The organism is Bacillus sp. MM2020_4, from assembly GCF_011250555.1.
Lineage (GTDB): Bacteria > Bacillota > Bacilli > Bacillales > Cytobacillaceae > Neobacillus.
This window is the reverse complement of record NZ_JAANMZ010000033.1, coordinates 17,713-36,352: the sequence shown is the minus strand read 5'-3', so window position 1 is coordinate 36,352 and position 18,640 is coordinate 17,713. Positions and strand designations below refer to the sequence as shown.

The following is an 18,640-nucleotide window of genomic DNA, read 5'->3' as shown; positions in this document are numbered from 1 at the left end:
CCCTTATCTTGCCATGTTTTTCTGTATTTCCCCCATGATCCGGATGGCTTCGTTTTGTTCATCCTCCGAGATCCCTTTTAAACTTTCTTGTTCGAATCGGTCAATCGTTACACGGACGTCATTATATACATGCCTTCCCAACTCTGAAAGCTGCATTCTTTTTTCCCGTTTGTCTTTACCAGGAATATGCTCAACATATCCTAGTTCTTCTAAGCGGTTGATCGTTCTAGTAACGGTTGGTTTCTCGACACTCATATAATGAGATAGCTCTACAAGCGTAGTCGGGCCGATAGTAGCGAAGTAGTACAAAATGGTCCACTGGGCTCTATAAAGCTGATGTTCAGCGAGATGGATATTTAACCTGTTTTCAAAGGGCCTGTAAAGCATCAATAATTGATGAAAGAATTTTTGTGAAGTCTGAATGGTAGACACCTCTTTTTTTAAAAAAAATATAGTTAGTGAAAGTAATGGTTACTCAAGGTAACTATTAGAGTGTATCACATTTGTCGGTATATGTCCATCGTGTGGTAATAATTGGAATACCCAAAACATACAACAAAAAAACGAACAGTGATTGGCACTGTCCGCCTTAATTTTATGGGATATAAGTACAAATTTTGACTTTGGGAAAGGTTAAGCGCAAGCGTCCAAGGCACTTCCGCTTTCTCTTAATAATCCGTAACGGTAAGATCTCTGTCTAAAAAGGTTTCAATTAATTCACTGACTTGGTATGCAACCTGCGGGGAATCGAAGTTTTCAAAGGCATGTTCGCAGCTGTTTTTATAGCCCATGATTTCATCATAATGACTCATATGCCGCTCAATCACTTCATCACTATCTTTCCGTTCCTTTTGGCGACGGATAACGGTATCACGATTGGCATAAATAAAGATTCGGACGACCCCATCCCCATACATCGTTTTTAACTTTTCCGTTCCCTCCGGGTTTAATGTCAAATAGACGTAATCATGGTTTTGAAAGGCTTCCACAATATCTTGTTCACGAATGCCATAATGAATGCCATCGATTTCGACACTTTCGAGAAATTCTTGTTGCGCTTTCATTTGTGTGAAGGATTCTTCTGTAACAAAGTAGTAGTCTTCGCCATCCTTTTCATAGTGGCGGGGAGAACGAGTGGTGTATGAAAGAACAGTTTCCATATCAAAAGCGGTAGCAACCATTTTGCTTATTGTTTTTCTGCCAGAGCCATCGGGACCAGTGTACACGAAGATCTTTTCTTTTCCTTGGATATTAAACATAGAGGGCCTCCTTTTATTTTTACATACCCCTTTATCTGCGGAGACTTTTTACTAAAGGTGAAGGGTTGATACTATCATTATACAAAACGTTATCCGAATAATCTATTATTAGAAAGAAAACAGTCCCTGAGGCATGACCTATAGGGACTGTTTTATTCATTTAGTTAGAAGATCCGTAGCTGATAAGGTTTGTGAAAATACGGTAGCCGCCTGGAACTTGACCTTGAATTTGACGATAGAAAACAAGGTTGGTATATAGGTATGTTCCTTGGCCATATTTAGCCATCAGGATTCCGCCATCGAATGGTTCTTCTCCTGGGTCAGCCATTCTAACAAATGTTTCGTATTGCTTATCCCATGCCATTGGATAGTACAATCCTCTTTCTTGAATCCAATTAGACCAATCATTATCGGTGATCTTATTCGGATAGTTGAAAAGAGGGGAGTCTGGCTGTAATACCGTTACCTTTGCATTTTCATCCGTTACTCTCCACTTAATGGACACATTGCCTATTGTTAATGGATATGGAGCAGTCGTTTGGGCATTCCAGCCGTCACCAGGTTTATGGTATTGAACAACTAAGTGGCCGCCATTATAAACGTATTCTTTGAGACGTTCGTTATTTACGATTAAGTCAGCCCGTGACAGATAGGCACGAATTCCAACAACGATGCTATCGTATTGACTTAAATCCGCTGTTACTAAATCGGACTCGGTCAGTTTTGTCACATTTAGACCGGCGTTATTTAGATAATCTGCGACCTTATCAAAGCCGCTTTCAACATAGCCAATTTTCAAATTATCATTTTTCAAAAGTTCAAAGGCCACGCCATTCACCTGAGCCGGGTACTCATAATAGAAAGTACCGATATGGTCATAGTTAATGGTTTGAACAGTGGAATTAAAAGTTTTACCGTTAACAGCTGCTTCCGCGGTGATTTTAAAGTCACCAGCTTGAATATCCTGCGGCGGTGTTAATGTGAAATCGACAGCTTTCTCTTCCAATTGGCTGCTGAGATTAACATCCACTTTACTTGGGGAAACCTTCCATCCTTCCGGCGCATTTAAGGTTACAGATGATTGGGCAGCACCATCACGGTAGTTTTTCACCTTTAGAGTAACAGGGATTGCTTCCTGGATATCAGCTGTATTCACGACAATATCTTCAGGAGATAAGGTAAGACCAACATCCGGAAGAACTGCGATTGTACCGCTTAAATCCTTGATTTGACCAGTTTTTGTACCTATGGATTCGTAAGCGATTTCTGCTTGAATGGCCGGTGTTTTATAAGCATGGTAATATTCGGCATCTTCCGGAACCACTACTTGGTAGGAAAGTTGTTTTGATTCTCCTGATGCCAAATTTGCCGCATTATTCGTTGAGGAGACTTTCCAGCCATCCGGAACTAATAACTTAGCACTGACATTGTGCAGCTTTTCTTTTCCGTTATTCTTTACTGTCACGGTAACATTCGTTGTTTGACCTTTTGTTAAGATGTTGAATTCGGAAGAAGCCTTAACATCCAATTGCGATGCAGTGAAACTTGCTGCTTGTAGCTGTTCTTCCTTTACAGAAAGCTTATGAAGTAAATCATTTTTTAACGCTGCGGAAAGCTTGGATTGCTTTGTTTTATTTTGTAAATTGCGCACTTCTTTTAATGTGCTCTGTGATTGCTCAAATACTTGCTCCTTGCTTGGATAGGATGCAACAATAGCGTCTAATTTGCTTTGAAGTTTTGTAAAGTGCACTTTTAGGTCATTTTCCGTTTTTGGAAGCTGCTGAGACCACCCCTTAAAATTATAAGGAATATTAGCGAAGAGATCTGCATCGTCCCCAACAGCACTATAAAGTAATTCTAGGTTAACCTGTCTTGGTGCGACAGGAATGTTATTACCCATTCCTTGGCTTTTATGCATAAAACGGGACTGCTCACCTAACTGTGGATAAGACATTTGATAAATTGGATCAAACATACCAATTTCAATGGATGTTTCTGTCTGCTCCTTGGTTTCAGCAGGCAAATACAATTTCTTAACCTGCCATACGGATAATCCTTCTTCTAGTTGTTCAGGGAAAATAGTTGGATTTGCCGCATCCTTAAAGGCACGCTCAGTTAAAATTTCTATCGCGCGGTGATGCCCATGCTGGGTATCTACATTACGAAATGAGGGCATAACAATATCCGGTTGATACGTACGGATGAAGCGGATTAAGCGCTCATATGTTAGGTCCTCTCCCCATTGTGCTAATGTATCTTCAGGGCTTTTTGAAAAGCCAAAATCATAAATAGCATCGGAAGTTGTTTCACTAAGGTGATAGGCTTTGACACCGGTAATTTTAGCGGCTTCAATCATTTCTCGTGAGCGGATAATACCTAAACCATTTCCTAATTCATCGCCAATTTCATTCTGTCCGCCTTCACCGCGGTTACCGATTAGACTTGACGTTTTTACACCGAGCCCTCTAGATAAATAGGCTAAGAAATCGCTTCTCTCGTCATCGGGATGCGCGCCTGTATTAAGAAAAGTAACTGTCGTTTCGAGTGGTTTTACTGCATTCCAAAGATCAACATCTGGTTTCTGTGCCTCCGCAGCACTTCCACCAAATGGCAGTAATGATACTGACAAGAGAATAGAAAGTAATCCAAGAAAGAACTTTTTCACCTTTGCAACCCCTTTCATTTTTAAAAAAATAATCCCGACAATGCCCCCTCCCTTTGATCCTGGTAGTTAATAAGTTAGTTAAATTTCTTAACTAACTGTAGAAAACCTCTACACTTAATAATTAGCACCTCAGTCCAAAAAAGTAAATACCCACCATATTCAGAATATTAAAACAGTTATTTCGCCCTATAGGCAATTTAGGTGTAGTTATATTAGACTACTTAGTAAGAGTTGCTCTAATAATCAAATAATTATAAATAGTGGTTGTAAACGGTTTCCTTTTGAGTTATATTTTAGTTAATTATAGAAATTAACTAACTTAACAAAATATTAAGGCCGTGATGCAATGAGTACCAATGAGAACAAAATGCAAAACAAAAAAAGAATACTACAATGTATTTTGGAACATGCGCCAATTTCAAGAGCGGAAATTGCCGGAAAGATGAAAATTAGTAAACCGACAGTCTCGCTTTTAGTGGATGAACTGATCCAGGAAAAGTGGATTTTCGAAAAAGGGATTGGTGAATCGACCTCACAAGGGGGGAGAAGACCGATTCATTTATATTTTAACGAAAAGGCAGCTTATATCATTGGGACGGATATAGGTGGTACGAAAGTAAAAATAGTCATCAGTGACTTAAACGGAAATATAGTTGCCTCAAGCAGTTTTCAAACAGAACAGTACTTAAATACTGGCCTTTTAAAAAAGATGGCAAAGGAAATCAGTGTGATGATTCAAAGGAATGACATTGATTCACAAAAGATTTTGGGTATGGGCGTAGGAGTACCTGGGATAACTGAAGCGACTGGAATCGTTGTTGAAGCGCCAAGTTTAAATTGGATTCGGTATCCCTTCATTAAAGAAGCTGAACGGCATTTTTCCTTTCCTATTTACGTGGATAATGATGTCAATGTGGCCGCACTTGGGGAACAATGGCTGGGAAATGCCAAACAGAAGGAAAATGTCCTATTCATCGCCATTGGAACCGGAATTGGCAGCGGTATTATTATTCATAATCAGCTTTATCGTGGCTCCGCCAATGCTGCCGGTGAAATGGGATATATGGTTACCGATAAAAATAATATGAAAAATGAATTTCAGCCCATCTTCCACCGCTACGGTTATTTAGAGAGTATAGCGGGCGGAAAAGCAATGGGAGACAAACTTACAAAATTAGTGCAGCAAGATCCAAATCATTCCTTATACGAACAAGCTAAATCAGAAAGACTGACAGGTGAAATGGCGTTTACGCTTGCAAAAAAAGGAGACGAGATTGCCCTTAAGGTAGTTGAAGGGGCAATTGAGCATATAGCCTATGGTATTATAAATGCTGCCAGTTTATTAAATCCAGAGGTGATTATTTTGGGAGGTGGTGTGTTAAAGTCATCGGAATTTATCATACCGAAGCTCCGTAAAATTGTGGACCACTATCTTCCAAGTTCAGTACAATTGAAAACTTCACAATTAGGCGATAATGCCGGAGTTTTAGGAGCTGTTTCATTATTTTTACGGGAACACGAAAGTATTATTAACTTTTCTTAACAAGGGGGATTTGTTGTGAAAAACAAGAAAAAAGTATCGATTATTACCGCCTTAACATTATCTGCATCACTTTTGCTCGCTGCCTGCGGCGGTGACACGGAGAAAACTTCTACCACACCTTCAAAGAAACCGGCAGACAAGAAAGATGAAGCAAAACTAGAAGAGAAAATTGTTGTCTATTCACCGCATGGAAAAGACATTTTATCTAAATTCGAACAACAATTTGAAGCGAAGTACAACGTAGATGTTGAGTGGCTCGACATGGGTTCACAAGAGGTCCTTGACCGGATTCGCTCTGAAAAAAATAATCCACAAGCAGATGTATGGTGGGGAGCACCTTCGGTAAACTTTGATCAGGCAAAGGACGAAGGACTGTTGGCGCCTTATACGCCATCCTATGCGGATAGTCTTGACGCCGGCTTCCACGACCCTGACTGGAATTGGTCTGGAACAAGCCAAACACCAGAAGTTATTATGTATAACAGCAAAGAGGTTAAAAAAGAAGATGCCCCCAAGGATTGGGATGAATTACTAGATGCAAAATGGAAGGATAAAATCATTATTCGTTATCCGCTTGCATCAGGAACAATGAGAACAATCTTCTCAGCGATGATTTACCGTGATTTCAAAGATTCAAATGATCCCGCTAAAGGTTATGAGTGGTTGAAAAAGCTGGATGCCAATACTAAGGAATATTCTGCTAACCCTGAAATGATGTATAACAAAGTGGCGAAGGGGGAAGGTACTATTTCTGTCTGGGCGATGCCTGATGTGGTTATGTTGAAGGAAAATAAGAACTATCCATTTGAATTTATTGTTCCAAAAAGCGGAACGCCTGTCCTGACTGAAGGAATTGCGGTTGTAAAGGATGCGCCCCACCCAAAAGCTGCTGAAGCATTCTATGAATTTGTCAATACGCCTGAAGCCGCTAAATTATTGGCAGAAGAATTTTACCGAATCCCAACTAGAACAGATGTTAAGGACCTTCCAAAGTGGATTACCGATACAGAAATTAAGAAGATGGATATAGACTGGGCAGTCTTCCAAAAAGAAAGTGACAGCTGGATGAAGTATTGGGATGAAAACATAAAGAGCGGGGCAAAAGAAATCAAACAATAGGAAGTGTTAGGAAATGGCGTCCATAAAGATAGATCATGTCCAAAAAGCGTTTGGAAAAGTAATCGCAGTAGATCATTTAGACTTGGAAATTAAGGACGGGGAATTCTTTACTTTCCTTGGCCCGAGCGGGTGTGGAAAAACCACGACGCTTAGGATGATTGCTGGCTTTTATTATCCAACAAAAGGCATTATCCGTTTTGGGGATAAAGATATGACGCGCGTTCCTCCTGAAAAAAGAAATACGGGCATGGTTTTTCAAAACTATGCCCTTTTTCCTCATATGACGGTGTTTGAAAATGTAGCTTTTGGTTTAAGAGTAAGAAAAATCTCTGCAAATGAACTGAAGACACGCGTGCAAGACGTGCTTGGTAAAGTAAGGCTTGAAAAATATTCAAATCGTCAAGTGAGTCAGTTAAGTGGAGGGCAGCAGCAGCGTGTTGCCTTAGCAAGGGCATTGGTCATTGAACCAGAAATTCTTCTCCTTGATGAGCCGCTGAGTAATTTGGATGCGAAGCTCCGAGATGAGATGAGAAGTGAAATCTTAAGGCTGCAAAAAGAATATAAAATCACAACGATTTATGTCACCCATGACCAGGCGGAAGCTTTATCCATGAGTGACCGAATTGCCGTATTTAATTTTGGGGTTTGCCACCAAGTAGGAAAACCATCTGAAATTTATAATGAACCTGCAAATGACTTTGTTGCTAGTTTCATAGGGGAAATCAATCTATTGCCGGTTAAAATTGAAAGGGTTGAACAAGACAATGTTCATGTATCCGCCCAATTTGGCTCTGAGTCGGAAGAACTGGTTGTACATAATCATCCTTACAATTTTAATCCGGACACAAAAGGTAATCTTTCCATATCGATTCGACCAGAGGCGATTAAAGTTTTTGAAAAGCAGACAGATGGTTTCAACCTACTAAAAGGGACAATTGAGAAAGTTGAATTCTTTGGCTCAGTAATCAATCTAAGTGTGAATGTTGAAGGGTTTCTTCTTCAAGTCAATCTATTAAACAACAGGACAAATAATCTTAAGCCTGGTGCGGATGTCTGGGTACAATTGCCGAAGGACCAAATCCGTGTTATTCCGGTTGTAAGTGGTGACGGGCCATGATCAAAAATCGTGATACCAGGTTTACTATCCTGCTGCTGATTCCGGTTCTTTTAGTATTGGTTGCGTATGTTCTTTATCCTTCCATTAGGACGTTTATTGAAAGTTTACAAACAGAGCGAGGCGCATCGTTAGCGAACTACCAGGATTTCTTTAGTCAAGAATCAAAAACCAATCTCGAAGCCTTATGGAATTCAGTTTATATTTCTATATTAAGCGTGCTAGTTAGTGCATTCATTGGCATTCCTCTCGCATTCATTTTTAATCGTTATGATTTTCCCGGAAGAAGCTTTTTTTCCGCAGCGGCCATCATGCCAATCGTCCTTCCATCATTGGTCGGTGTCATGGCTTTTATGTTTTTATATGGGGAATCAGGATTGATCCCTAATGCGATAAAGGACTTACTTGGACTTGAAAAAGTACCCTTTAAAATTGGCGGGGTTTCCGGGATCTTAGTTGTCCATGCGTATACGATGTATGTTTATTTTTATATGACCGTATCGTCGGCAATTAACAAAATTGATCCGAGCCTTGAGGAGGCAGGCTACAACTTGGGTGCCAGCCGTATGAAAGTGTTTTGGAAGGTAACCTTTCCTTTATTGACCCCGGCGATTGTTGCTGCATCATTACTCGTTTTTATGATTTCAATGGCATCCTTCAGTGCGCCTTTTCTTTTAGCCGGTGGGTATCGTGTATTAAGTCTACAAATCTATTTTTCAAAGTTAAATGGGGATATGGAGGTGGCTGCCACACAATCGGTTATCTTGTCTATTGTTTCGATTGCCTTTCTATTATTTATGCGCTGGTATCAAAACAGGAAGGATTACCGCATGGCCACAAAAGGGATTGGAGCCCATCGCAGTGAAGTGAAAAATCCGGTAATGAAATGGATCATGGTTTTGATTGGCATTATTGGCGTTATCATTTTATTGCTGCCGCACTTCACCATTCTGCTCCTTTCGTTAGTGCCGGATGGAACCTGGACGTGGCAAACCTATCCATCTGTGTTTAATTTCGAAAACTATCGATTATTATTACAGGATCCAAATATCTTTAAGCCATTAAAGAATAGTTTACTACTTGCGTTTATCGCGACGGCTGGAAATTTAATTTTTGGGGTATTAACATCCTACCTTTTGGTGAAGCGGAAATTTGTCGGAAAGAATTTTGTTGACATATTGGTCATGATTCCATGGGCACTGCCTGCGACCGTTATCGGGATGAATCTCATCTTTGCTTTTAATGAGCCCACTATTTTTTCATTCGGAAATATACTTGTCGGTACGTTTTGGATTTTACCACTTGCCTATTTTGTGCGCCACATTCCATTAGTAGTGCGATCGACCAATGCAGTTCTTGAACAATTGGACGATTCTATAGAGGAGGCATCTAGAAATCTAGGAGCCCGTTGGTTTTATACTTTTAGAAGGGTGATTCTGCCGCTTATCATGCCCGGTGTCCTATCGGGGACCTTGTTGGCATTCGTCGAATCTGTCGGAGAATTTCCTACCTCTGTATTGTTGTACACAATCTCCAATCGGCCGATATCGATTGAAATCATGAACCAGCTGAGAATGTTTAATATGGGGCAGGCTGCAGCATACGGAATGATTCAAATTGCCTTAATAGCAGTTGTTCTGTTTATTTCAAATAAATTTTTCGGTGTAAAAGCCGAACAATCATTGTCTTAAAATGAAACTAATAATCAGTGGGGGAGCAATTTTTCACTGATTATTAGTTGAATCAATTGGAGATGAAAAGATGAGTAAGCTAGAGGAATTTATCAAAAATGAAGGAACAGCTTTTCCAGGTAAAACGTATGTAGAAGAGCTGTTAAAGCCAGTATTTAACGATCAGCGGGATTTTTTATTCCATTCGATGTTTGATATTCATCGTGCCCATGTCATCATGCTTGAAGAACAGAACATTATAAAAACCGATGAAGCAAGAGAGATGCTAAGGGGCATTAATAAAGTAGCAAAAACAGATGTGAGTCAACTATCTTATCAGCCGCAGTTTGAGGACTTGTTTTTCATGATGGAGGCAAAAATTGGTGAAGAAATCGGGTCGGAATTAGCGGGGAAAATTCATATTGGCCGAAGCAGAAACGATATGGGTGTGGCCATGTACCGATTAGTATTAAGGGAGCATTTTGTGGAGTTGCTGCAAAGTGCTTATCGGCTAAGTGATGCCTTATTAGTACAGGCGGATCAGCATACGGAAACGTATATAACTGGCTATACCCATACCCAGCCAGCCCAGCCTACTACGTTAGGCCATTATTTATTGGCGATTTATGATGTCCTGCAGCGAGATATTAAACGGTTGTGGTCAGCCTATGAAACGGTCAATCAATCGCCACTAGGCGCTGCTGCTTTGACCACAACGGGTTTCCCGATTTGCCGTGCACGGACGTGTGAGCTGTTAGGATTTGATAAAATCATTGAAAACTCTTATGACTCGATTGGCGGCGCCGATTATTTGTTAGAAACATCTTCGGCTTTAATGACCTGCATGGTAAACACGGGCAGATGGATTCAGGATTTCCTGCAGCATGTGACAAGAGAATTTGGTTCCTTCTATGTGGCCGATCCCTATGTGCAGGTCAGCAGTATCATGCCGCAGAAGCGAAACCCAGTTTCGATTGAGCATTCGCGCTCGATTGCCAGCAGTGCTTATGGGGATGCCTTAGCAGCGATGAATATGATTCATAATACGCCTTTTGGTGATATTGTCGATACAGAGGATGATCTGCAGCCCCATTTATATCGTGCTTTTACGAATGCTAATCGGGTCATGAAATTAATGTATGCCGTGATTACGACTTTAAAGGTAAATGACGAACATACGAAGAAAATGGCGCATAAATCAAGTGTGACGATTACTGAATTAGCGGATACGTTAGCGCGTGATTATGGTATTTCCTTTAGAAAAGCACATTCCATAGCCAGTTTTATTTCAAAGAAAACAATCAGTGCCGGGAAGGAATTATATGAGTGGACTATCGATGAGATAAACGATATGATTAGCGGGTTTGTCGGCGTGGCATTAACGGAGCAGGAATGGAAAAAAGTTATTTCACCGGAGTATTTTGTGGAAATCAGGAGCATCCAAGGCGGCCCCAGCCCAAAAGAAGTCGTCCGCATGATTAGTGAGAGGAAGCAGAAGCTGGGGATTGAGATGAAGGATTATGAAAGTCTTGTTGAAAAATTAGTGATTAAAAGGGGAAAATTAGTCGATTATTCTATCTGACTTTTCTATATTGGTTATATCAGTAAAGTAAAATCCATAATATATAGGCACCGCATTTTGCGGGCCTTTTGCCTTTTATATAACCACGGATAGTGACGTAACTAGCCATTTTTAGTAGAATCGCTTTTCATTAGCTGGATGAAAGACAAATCTCAGCGATTAATAAAAGATTAGTCCTTCATAGCCTTGATGAAGGACTAATCTCGGTGATTCTTTAAAAGATAAGTCCTTCATAGCCTAGATGAAGGACTAATCTCAGTGATTCTTTAAAAGATAAATCCTTCATAACCTGGATGAAGGACTAATCTCAGTGATTAATAAAAGATTAGTCCTTCATTGGCAAACGAAGGTGGTTACTTCGTGATTTCCTCCAAATTAGGTAAAAGAACCATCCAACTGCTTCATTTGCATTTCGTGTCTTAATTATATTAAATAATATCGTAATGAAAAATTAACGTAGAATGAGGTCAAACATATGAAAGCACTAGTGTTTAATAAATTTGGCGGGCCAGATGTACTGGAATATCGTGAAATTGCCGATCCGGTCATCGGGCCTGATGAAATATTGGTACGAATGAAAGCAATTGGCTTGAATTTTGCAGACATATATAGAAGAAAAGGAAATTATCATCTTGCAGGCGAGCCCCCTTATATTTTGGGTTACGAAGGGGCTGGTATCGTAGAAAAGAAGGGTGCAAATGTCCGAGGAATAGGTGTTGGAGACCGGATCGCATTTGCCGATGTTCCATACGCCAATGCTGAGTTAGTCGCCGTTCCAACTGAAAAAGCCATTCCGGTCCCGGAAACCATCTCGTTAAATGAGGCAGCATCTGTATTATTACAAGGCCTGACGGCGCATTATTTAACACGGGATAGTTATGCAGTGAAAAAGGATGATAATGTGTTAGTTCATGCAGTAGCAGGCGGTGTCGGACAGCTTCTCCTTCAAATGGTTAAACTGCAGGGTGGGAAAGTAATGGGGTTAACTTCCTCTGTGGAAAAAGCAACGGCTGCGATGGAAGCTGGCGCAGATCAGGTTTTCTTGTACAAAGATGATTGGATGCGAGACGTGTTAGAGGTAACAAACAATAAAGGCGTCGACGTGGTGTATGAATCAGTAGGTTCAACGCTTCAAGACAGTTTTGCAGTAACTCGGATCGGAGGATCAGTTGTCTTTTTTGGAATGGCAGGGGGAGACCCGGTTCTGATTGATCCTAGAATGTTAATGGATACGTCAAAAACACTGACTGGCGGGGATTTATGGAATGTCCTCACTTCTCGAGAAGAACGAGAGAATCGCGCAGCCGAGTTATTCCGATGGATGGAAGAGGGAAAAGTAAGAGTAACCGCGCCGAAGGTATTTGCATTAAGAGAGGGCCAGGAAGCACATCGCTTGCTCGAAAGCCGCAAAAGTACGGGTAAAATTCTGCTAATTCCATAAGTAAGGGCGAACAGTGCCAATGACTGTTCGCCCAATTTTCTTAGGCCCCGATCATATTCAATGATTGGCGGAGACCTTCTAGCGCAAATCTACTTATAAATCGGAAAGCAAATAATGCGATGATGGGTGAAAAGTCAATTGCCCCTAGTGGCGGAATAAACCGCCTAAAAAGGCTTAAGTACGGTTCGACTAGTTTGTACACCCATACTCCAACCTTAGATGATTGAAATTGAGGAAACCAGGAACCAAAAATGGCTATCAGGATGAGCCAATAATATACATCAAATAGAAACTGTCCAAATTGTAAAATGGTAGAGCCCACTAAGATCACCCGTTTATTTTATTTTTTAAACTTCAATATAGTACATATACGATTATGTCCCAATAAGGTTTCAATAAAACCATGGTTTTTATGGTGAAATAAAAAAGATCCAGTTTCTGCTCACTGGATCTTTTGGAATTTCATTCGATTTCTTTTACACTTCAACCGGTGCCACTTTAACAATCCAATTAAATGGATCTTCTTTTTTTCCAAGCTGTATGGCGGTCATTTCATCATAAATACGCTGTGAAAGTTGGCCGATCTTATAATCATTAATGGTAATGGAACGATCATTCCAATATAATTCACCAACGGGTGAAATAACAGCGGCAGTACCTGCACCAAAGACTTCTTCCAATTCACCGCGTTCATGTGCAGCATATACCTCTTCAATTGAGATTTTTACTTCGCGAACAGGAATATTCCAATATTTTAGTAGTTCAATTACTGAATCACGTGTTACACCTGGTAAGATGCTGCCATTTAATCGTGGTGTCACGACTTCACCATTGATTTTGAAGAAAATGTTCATACTACCGACTTCTTCGACATACTTATTCTCTTTCGCATCGAGCCATAGGATTTGAGCGAAACCGTCCGCATCAGCCTTTTCTTGTGCCTTCATACTGGCGGCATAGTTACCAGCAGTCTTCACATGGCCGACGCCGCCAATAACAGCACGAACATATTGCTCTTCTACCTTAATTTTTACAGGGCTTAATTGGTCACCGTAATAGGCCCCAGACGGCGAAAGGATGACAAGTAGCTTATATTGGTCAGCAGGACGGACTCCAAGGTAGGGTTCTGTTGAGAAAATAAACGGGCGAATGTAAAGGGAAGTCCCCGTACCCTCAGGTACCCAATCCTTTTCTGTGAAAATTAATTGTTTAATGGCATGTAATAAAAAGTCCTCGTCGATTAGGGGAATACATAGCCTGTCGCATGAATCATTAAATCGCTTCATATTTTTTTCTGGACGGAAAAGTTGAGTCGAACCATCGGCTGCTTTATATGCCTTCATTCCTTCAAAAATGGCTTGTCCATAGTGAAAAACCATCGCGGAAGGATCCAGTGTTAACGGTGCATATGGAACAATCCGGGGGTTATGCCAGCCGATTTCACCGTGATAATCCATCTCAAACATGTAATCGCTAAAATATCTTCCGAAACCTAGTGAAGCCGCATCGGGTTTTTCCTTTAAAACTTCTCTTTGAAAAAAAGCAATTTCCTGTTGCATGATCACACCTCATCTCAAGTTCTGTTTATTTTTTAGAGTACGCTTTATTTAGAAAAAACTCAAGATAAATGTGGGGAGTTTTTTAAATATTCATTATTTTAATATAGGTCAAGCGGTCATGCTTGAGCAGGAGGGGGGCATTTAATGGGCATGGACGCTCTTTTCTTCCATCCAATAGGCTTCCCTGATATTAATCTGTTTACGAATTTTGCGGAGGACATCGGTGGTGATTTCTCCCTCTTCGTACAGATTCTGAATTTCATCCCGTTCTGCTTGAAACGCTTTAGCACGGAACTCTCTTTTCCATTCGGTGTATTGGCGAGGATCCGCGCTTTTTTTCGCAAGCTTAAATTTCATCATCATTTCATTATATTCCCCAAGAATAACCAGATAGATATGTTCATTTTCCGGAGTCATATGTTCCTTTAAATACTGAATGGCGGCTTTGGCCATGTTGACTTTTAGTTGAATCAGCTTTTTTGCCTTTAGCTGACGACCTTTAAGCCGTTCCGTATTTTTAGGAGAAAGTAGTTGTAAAAGCCTGTACACCCCCCTTTTCATTAGGGACCAAAAGAACAATCTTCGATAATGCATTCGATTTGTTACCGCCAGCCTCATTCGTTGGATATGTTCCTCCGTTACATACAAAGTTTCCCGGTCAATCCGTCCAGATTTATGCAATTGTTCAACGTAATAGGCTTCCGCATCAAGGGCCTGCATGCGAATTTCCGTTTCTGCTAATTTCAGCTTCTCAGAGTTTTCGCCTTTTGCATTTGTAAGTTGATTTCGGATTTGATTATAGGCAGTGATAACCGATACGGCGGCCCCGCGGTTGTCATCATTCATCATTTCGCGAATCGAATGAATGGCGGCATCAATGGTTCGAAGCCTAGCCGACGTCTCCATTTCCACTTTCAACTCTTCTATATTTTCCTTTTCCGTCTTCGCAAGAATTGGCAAGAAAATACTTGCTGCTAGTAGCGTAACCAATATAACACCGGCAGCAATGAAGATGATTAACGAGCGCTCAGGAAATGGACTACCATCCGCAAGCACATAGGGGATGGTAAAAGCACCAGCAAGAGTGACAGCTCCCCTAACGCCAGATACAGTAATAATACTACTATATTTTATCGATGGCCATTGGGGGTGCTTTTTAAATAGCGATCCCCACTGCAAGGCTGTCCAAACCCAAAGGAAGCGAAGCAGTAAAAGTGCCGCAGTAATAACCATAATGTATTTGCTTACCACCCAATTGTTAAACAACGGATCTTTAATAATTTCACTTAAAACGCTGGGTATTTGCAACCCTAACAATACAAAAACTAAGCCATTTAAAATATAGATGAGTACCGTCCATGTACTTTGGGAAACCACTTGCAGCTGCATCGCGGGCGATTGGTCGCGATCCCGGTATATGGTATGCACAATTCCTGCTGCTACTACCGATAAAATACCTGAGAGATGAACATGCTCGATAATATAAAAAATAACAAAAGGTGTAAGGAGCTGGATCAGCATGTGAATCGTTACATCCTCCATGCCCAACCGGCGTATCGAAATTTTTAAGCGAATAATAAGGAAAGCAAGAATGGAACCGCCCGCCAAACCACCAATGGAAATGACTAAAAAGCTCCAGCTTGCTTCTGCTAATGAAAAAATGCCGGTTACGGTTGCGGCTACCGCAAATTTAAACGCCACTAAACCAGAGGCATCGTTCATCAGTCCTTCTCCTTCAAGCACATGCATAATCGTTTTTGGTATTTTTACCCTGCTTGAGATGGCACCAACTGCAACGACATCCGTTGGAGAAAGAATGGCAGCCAATGCAAATGCTGCAGGTAGTGGAATGGACGGGATTAGCCAGTGGACTAAGTAACCAACGGCGAATACGGTAACAAATACTAAGCCGAGTGCGAGCAATAAAATCGGTTTCCGTAATTTCCATAATGCTTGCCTCGAAACATTTTTTCCATCGTGAAAAAGTAAGGGGGCAATAAAGAGAACGAAGAACAGTTCAGGCTCCATCGGGATGTGAATTCCTAATGGAAGTGATACGAGCAAAACGCCCAAGGCAATTTGAATTAGCGGTACCGGTATATAGGGTAAAAAGTGATTGATAAAACTAGATAAGCCGATGATGGCAAGTAGTAATAGAACGAGTAGAAAAAATTCCATGGCGTAACTCCTCTCGAGTGTATTTTGTGTAATAGTCATAATTTTTTACACCCGTTATATGAACTTTTTCTTGATTTTCGTTACTGGGATATGGAAATATAGTGCTCCAGTAAATGAAAGGGTGGTAGCCGGTATTTACAGTAGCTAAATGGAGAAGATATCGGATATAGATACACTATTGTTTTTTAGGTTCAAAAGGGGAGGCGCAGTGATTTGGTTAATGTCTTTACAAAAATAATTATTAATCGTCCCGTTGACCTAGTTTCAAAGTATGCAGCAGACCCTGACAATGCCCCGGATTGGTATGTCAATATTCGTTCGGCCGAATGGCAAACAGAGAAGTCTCTAGATGTAGGCTCCAAAGTTGCCTTTAAAGCCCAATTTCTTGGTCGAGATCTTGCCTATATATATGAAATTACAGAGTTGAATCCAGGGGAAAAACTAGTTATGAAAACTGCTCAAGGGCCTTTCCGAGGGAGACCATTTATACATGGAACCCACTAGAGGGGAATCGCACGCGAATGACCTTAAGAAATAAAGGAAATCCTTCAGGTTTTTCAAAGATTTTTGCACCGTTTATGTCTCCCATGATGAAAAGAGCAAACAAGAAAGATCTGCAAAAAATTAAAGATATTCTTGAATCAAGTAATTAGAAATGATAAAGACGGCAATCATAAAATCCATATCGACTACTTATAATTATCCCAAATGAATTGGAGAACTATATTCAAAAGGGGGAATTTCACCAGTGCAAGACTTGGATTTACACTATATATTTGAACTCGGACTTATCTTAGTGATGATTGCCGCCGGAATCACAGCTATCGCCAAAAAGTTTAAAAGGCCTTACCCGATTGCACTCGTTATTGTGGGAACCATCATCGGACTAGTCAATATTCCGGTAATAGAACCATTAAAACAATTGATTACCCAAGGAGAGGTTTTTAACTTTGTAATTATCACATTATTTTTGCCATCTCTTTTAGGAGAAGCGGCATTGAAACTTCCCTTCTCCCACCTTAAAGAAAATAAAAAGCCCATTCTAGCTTTAGCATTTGGCGGGACACTGCTGTCATTTGTCATCGTCGGTTTTCTAGCGATGTGGCTCTTAGATTTTTCTATCCCGGCAGCGTTTGTCTTTGCGGCCTTAATGAGTGCAACCGATCCAGTGAGTGTATTATCGATTTTTAAAAGCGTCGGTGTAAACAAAAGACTGGCCACAGTAATCGAAGGTGAAAGCCTATTTAATGACGGATTAGCGGTTGTCTTTTTTAAAATATCAGCCTTTTATTTATTGACATATGTGGACCTTGGAATCGAGGGAGTGGGACTTGGAGTATGGGAATTTATTAAGGTCATCTCGCTTGGTCTCATCATTGGGGGTGCCCTTGGTTACGGATTTTCTCATTTAACTAAATACTTTGATGATTATCCCTTGGAAATTATCTTTAGCATGATTCTCTTTTACGGTTCCTTTTTACTCGCAGAAAGTGTCCATGCATCAGGGGTTATTGCTGTTGTGGTTGCGGCACTTATCTTGGGGAATTATGGAGCAAAAATTGGGATGAGTCCAACGACAAAGTTAAATATAAATAACTTTTGGGATGTGACGGCATTACTGGCAAACTCGCTTGTTTTTCTAATGGTAGGGCTAGAAATAACAAGGATCAAGCTGACGGATAAATTGGGTTTGGTTATTTTAGCGATTGTGATTGTGTTAATCGCTAGAAGTCTTGCCGTTTACATAAGCTTATTGTTTATCAAAAACTTTCCGGCCTCATGGAAGCATGTCATTAATTGGGGAGGCCTAAAGGGGTCATTATCAATAGCACTTGTTCTTAGTCTGCCTAGAGATTTCGCAGATCGTGAGGAAATTCTCATTTTGGCCTTTAGTGTGGTGCTGTTCTCATTAGTCGTACAAGGACTTTCTGTTAAACCTCTGTTATCCTTATTGGGTGTAAATAAAAAAGAAGAAGGCTATACAGTGTATGAAGAGCTAATCGCCCGCGGCCACCGATTTGAAACGGCCATTCAAGAAATAAATAAGGTGAAAAAGAACTTGTTCATAACAGAAACTGTATCAAAGGAAATTGTCGATCAATATGATCAAGAACTGGCAAAATTGAAGAGTGAAATGGAGCTCCTTTTTCAAAAATTTCCTGATCTAAAAGAAAAACAACAATCTACTTTACAAAAGCATTCCTTATATGCACAGTACGAAGCCATTGATATTTTGCTCAGAGAAGACATAATTTCAAATGAAGTGGCCGCAAAAGAACATGAACAGATTACAAACCATCTCGTGGAATTAGGGGAAACCCATTAACTGACCTACTTGACAATAAACCAAATTTCTTTTATCCTTCCTTTATAAATAATTTCTCGTATAACTCCAATGATATGGTTTGGAGGTCTCTACCAGGAACCACTAAATTCCTGATTACGAAGAAAATACACTTTCCTGTATTTTCTTCGTAATCAGGAATTTTTTTTTTGCATAATTTAAATAA

At 40.4% G+C, this 18,640-nt stretch carries 14 protein-coding genes and 1 riboswitch; of the genes, 8 read left to right on the top strand and 6 right to left on the bottom strand.

Going from position 1 to position 18,640, the window contains the following annotated elements; translation table 11 throughout:
- Positions 1–3 precede the first annotated feature (3 nt).
- From G6554_RS18060 to G6554_RS18050, 3 genes are all read right to left on the bottom strand, one after another.
- Positions 4–387: a MarR family winged helix-turn-helix transcriptional regulator gene (locus tag G6554_RS18060; RefSeq protein ID WP_207342971.1), complete on the bottom strand. Its 384-nt coding sequence runs from the start codon at positions 385–387 to the stop codon at positions 4–6.
- 281 nt (positions 388–668) lie between these two features.
- Entirely contained in the window at positions 669–1,259 is a 591-nt protein-coding gene (locus tag G6554_RS18055) for a guanylate kinase (protein ID WP_166244398.1), read from the bottom strand.
- 160 nt (positions 1,260–1,419) lie between these two features.
- Positions 1,420–3,924 (bottom strand): NEW3 domain-containing protein, encoded by a 2,505-nt coding sequence (locus tag G6554_RS18050; RefSeq protein ID WP_347564326.1) that lies wholly within the window; start codon positions 3,922–3,924, stop codon positions 1,420–1,422.
- Between the two features lie 367 nt (positions 3,925–4,291).
- Here G6554_RS18050 and G6554_RS18045 point away from each other — a divergent pair, with 367 nt between their 5' ends.
- The 6 genes from G6554_RS18045 to G6554_RS18020 all read left to right on the top strand — a co-directional run bounded on the left by G6554_RS18045 (position 4,292) and on the right by G6554_RS18020 (position 12,393).
- On the top strand, positions 4,292–5,467 hold the full coding sequence (locus G6554_RS18045; protein WP_166244394.1) for an ROK family transcriptional regulator: 1,176 nt from the start codon (positions 4,292–4,294) through the stop codon (positions 5,465–5,467).
- Positions 5,468–5,482: 15 nt separating this feature from the next.
- Positions 5,483–6,586, top strand: a complete 1,104-nt coding sequence (locus G6554_RS18040; RefSeq protein WP_166244392.1) for an extracellular solute-binding protein — start codon at positions 5,483–5,485, stop codon at positions 6,584–6,586.
- Positions 6,587–6,599: 13 nt separating this feature from the next.
- The gene (locus G6554_RS18035; RefSeq protein ID WP_166244390.1) at positions 6,600–7,703 is read left to right on the top strand and encodes an ABC transporter ATP-binding protein; all 1,104 of its coding nucleotides are present in this window, start codon (positions 6,600–6,602) and stop codon (positions 7,701–7,703) included.
- Positions 7,700–9,391 (top strand): ABC transporter permease, encoded by a 1,692-nt coding sequence (locus G6554_RS18030; RefSeq protein WP_166244388.1) that lies wholly within the window; start codon positions 7,700–7,702, stop codon positions 9,389–9,391. The genes G6554_RS18035 and G6554_RS18030 overlap by 4 nt, the downstream gene beginning before the upstream one ends.
- A gap of 70 nt (positions 9,392–9,461) precedes the next feature.
- Positions 9,462–10,952 carry an argininosuccinate lyase gene (gene argH, locus G6554_RS18025; protein ID WP_166244386.1) on the top strand — a complete coding sequence of 497 codons (1,491 nt, stop codon included), beginning with the start codon at positions 9,462–9,464 and terminating at the stop codon, positions 10,950–10,952.
- A gap of 475 nt (positions 10,953–11,427) precedes the next feature.
- Complete coding sequence (locus tag G6554_RS18020; RefSeq protein WP_166244384.1) at positions 11,428–12,393, top strand: quinone oxidoreductase family protein; 966 nt, start codon at positions 11,428–11,430, stop codon at positions 12,391–12,393.
- Between the two features lie 40 nt (positions 12,394–12,433).
- Here G6554_RS18020 and G6554_RS18015 read toward each other — a convergent pair whose 3' ends face one another.
- The 3 genes from G6554_RS18015 to G6554_RS18005 form a co-directional block, all read right to left on the bottom strand.
- On the bottom strand, positions 12,434–12,715 hold the full coding sequence (locus tag G6554_RS18015; RefSeq protein WP_347564325.1) for a YggT family protein: 282 nt from the start codon (positions 12,713–12,715) through the stop codon (positions 12,434–12,436).
- Between the two features lie 154 nt (positions 12,716–12,869).
- Positions 12,870–13,952: a branched-chain amino acid aminotransferase gene (locus G6554_RS18010; protein ID WP_166244382.1), complete on the bottom strand. Its 1,083-nt coding sequence runs from the start codon at positions 13,950–13,952 to the stop codon at positions 12,870–12,872.
- Between the two features lie 141 nt (positions 13,953–14,093).
- Positions 14,094–16,130, bottom strand: a complete 2,037-nt coding sequence (locus tag G6554_RS18005; RefSeq protein WP_166244380.1) for a Na+/H+ antiporter — start codon at positions 16,128–16,130, stop codon at positions 14,094–14,096.
- 213 nt (positions 16,131–16,343) lie between these two features.
- Here G6554_RS18005 and G6554_RS18000 point away from each other — a divergent pair, with 213 nt between their 5' ends.
- Positions 16,344–16,634, top strand: coding sequence for an SRPBCC family protein (locus G6554_RS18000; RefSeq protein ID WP_242637755.1), 291 nt, complete (start codon positions 16,344–16,346; stop codon positions 16,632–16,634).
- Positions 16,635–16,878: 244 nt separating this feature from the next.
- Entirely contained in the window at positions 16,879–18,456 is a 1,578-nt protein-coding gene (locus G6554_RS17995) for a Na+/H+ antiporter (RefSeq protein ID WP_166244378.1), read from the top strand.
- Positions 18,457–18,492: 36 nt separating this feature from the next.
- Positions 18,493–18,593, top strand: a riboswitch (purine riboswitch).
- Positions 18,594–18,640: the final 47 nt, after the last annotated feature.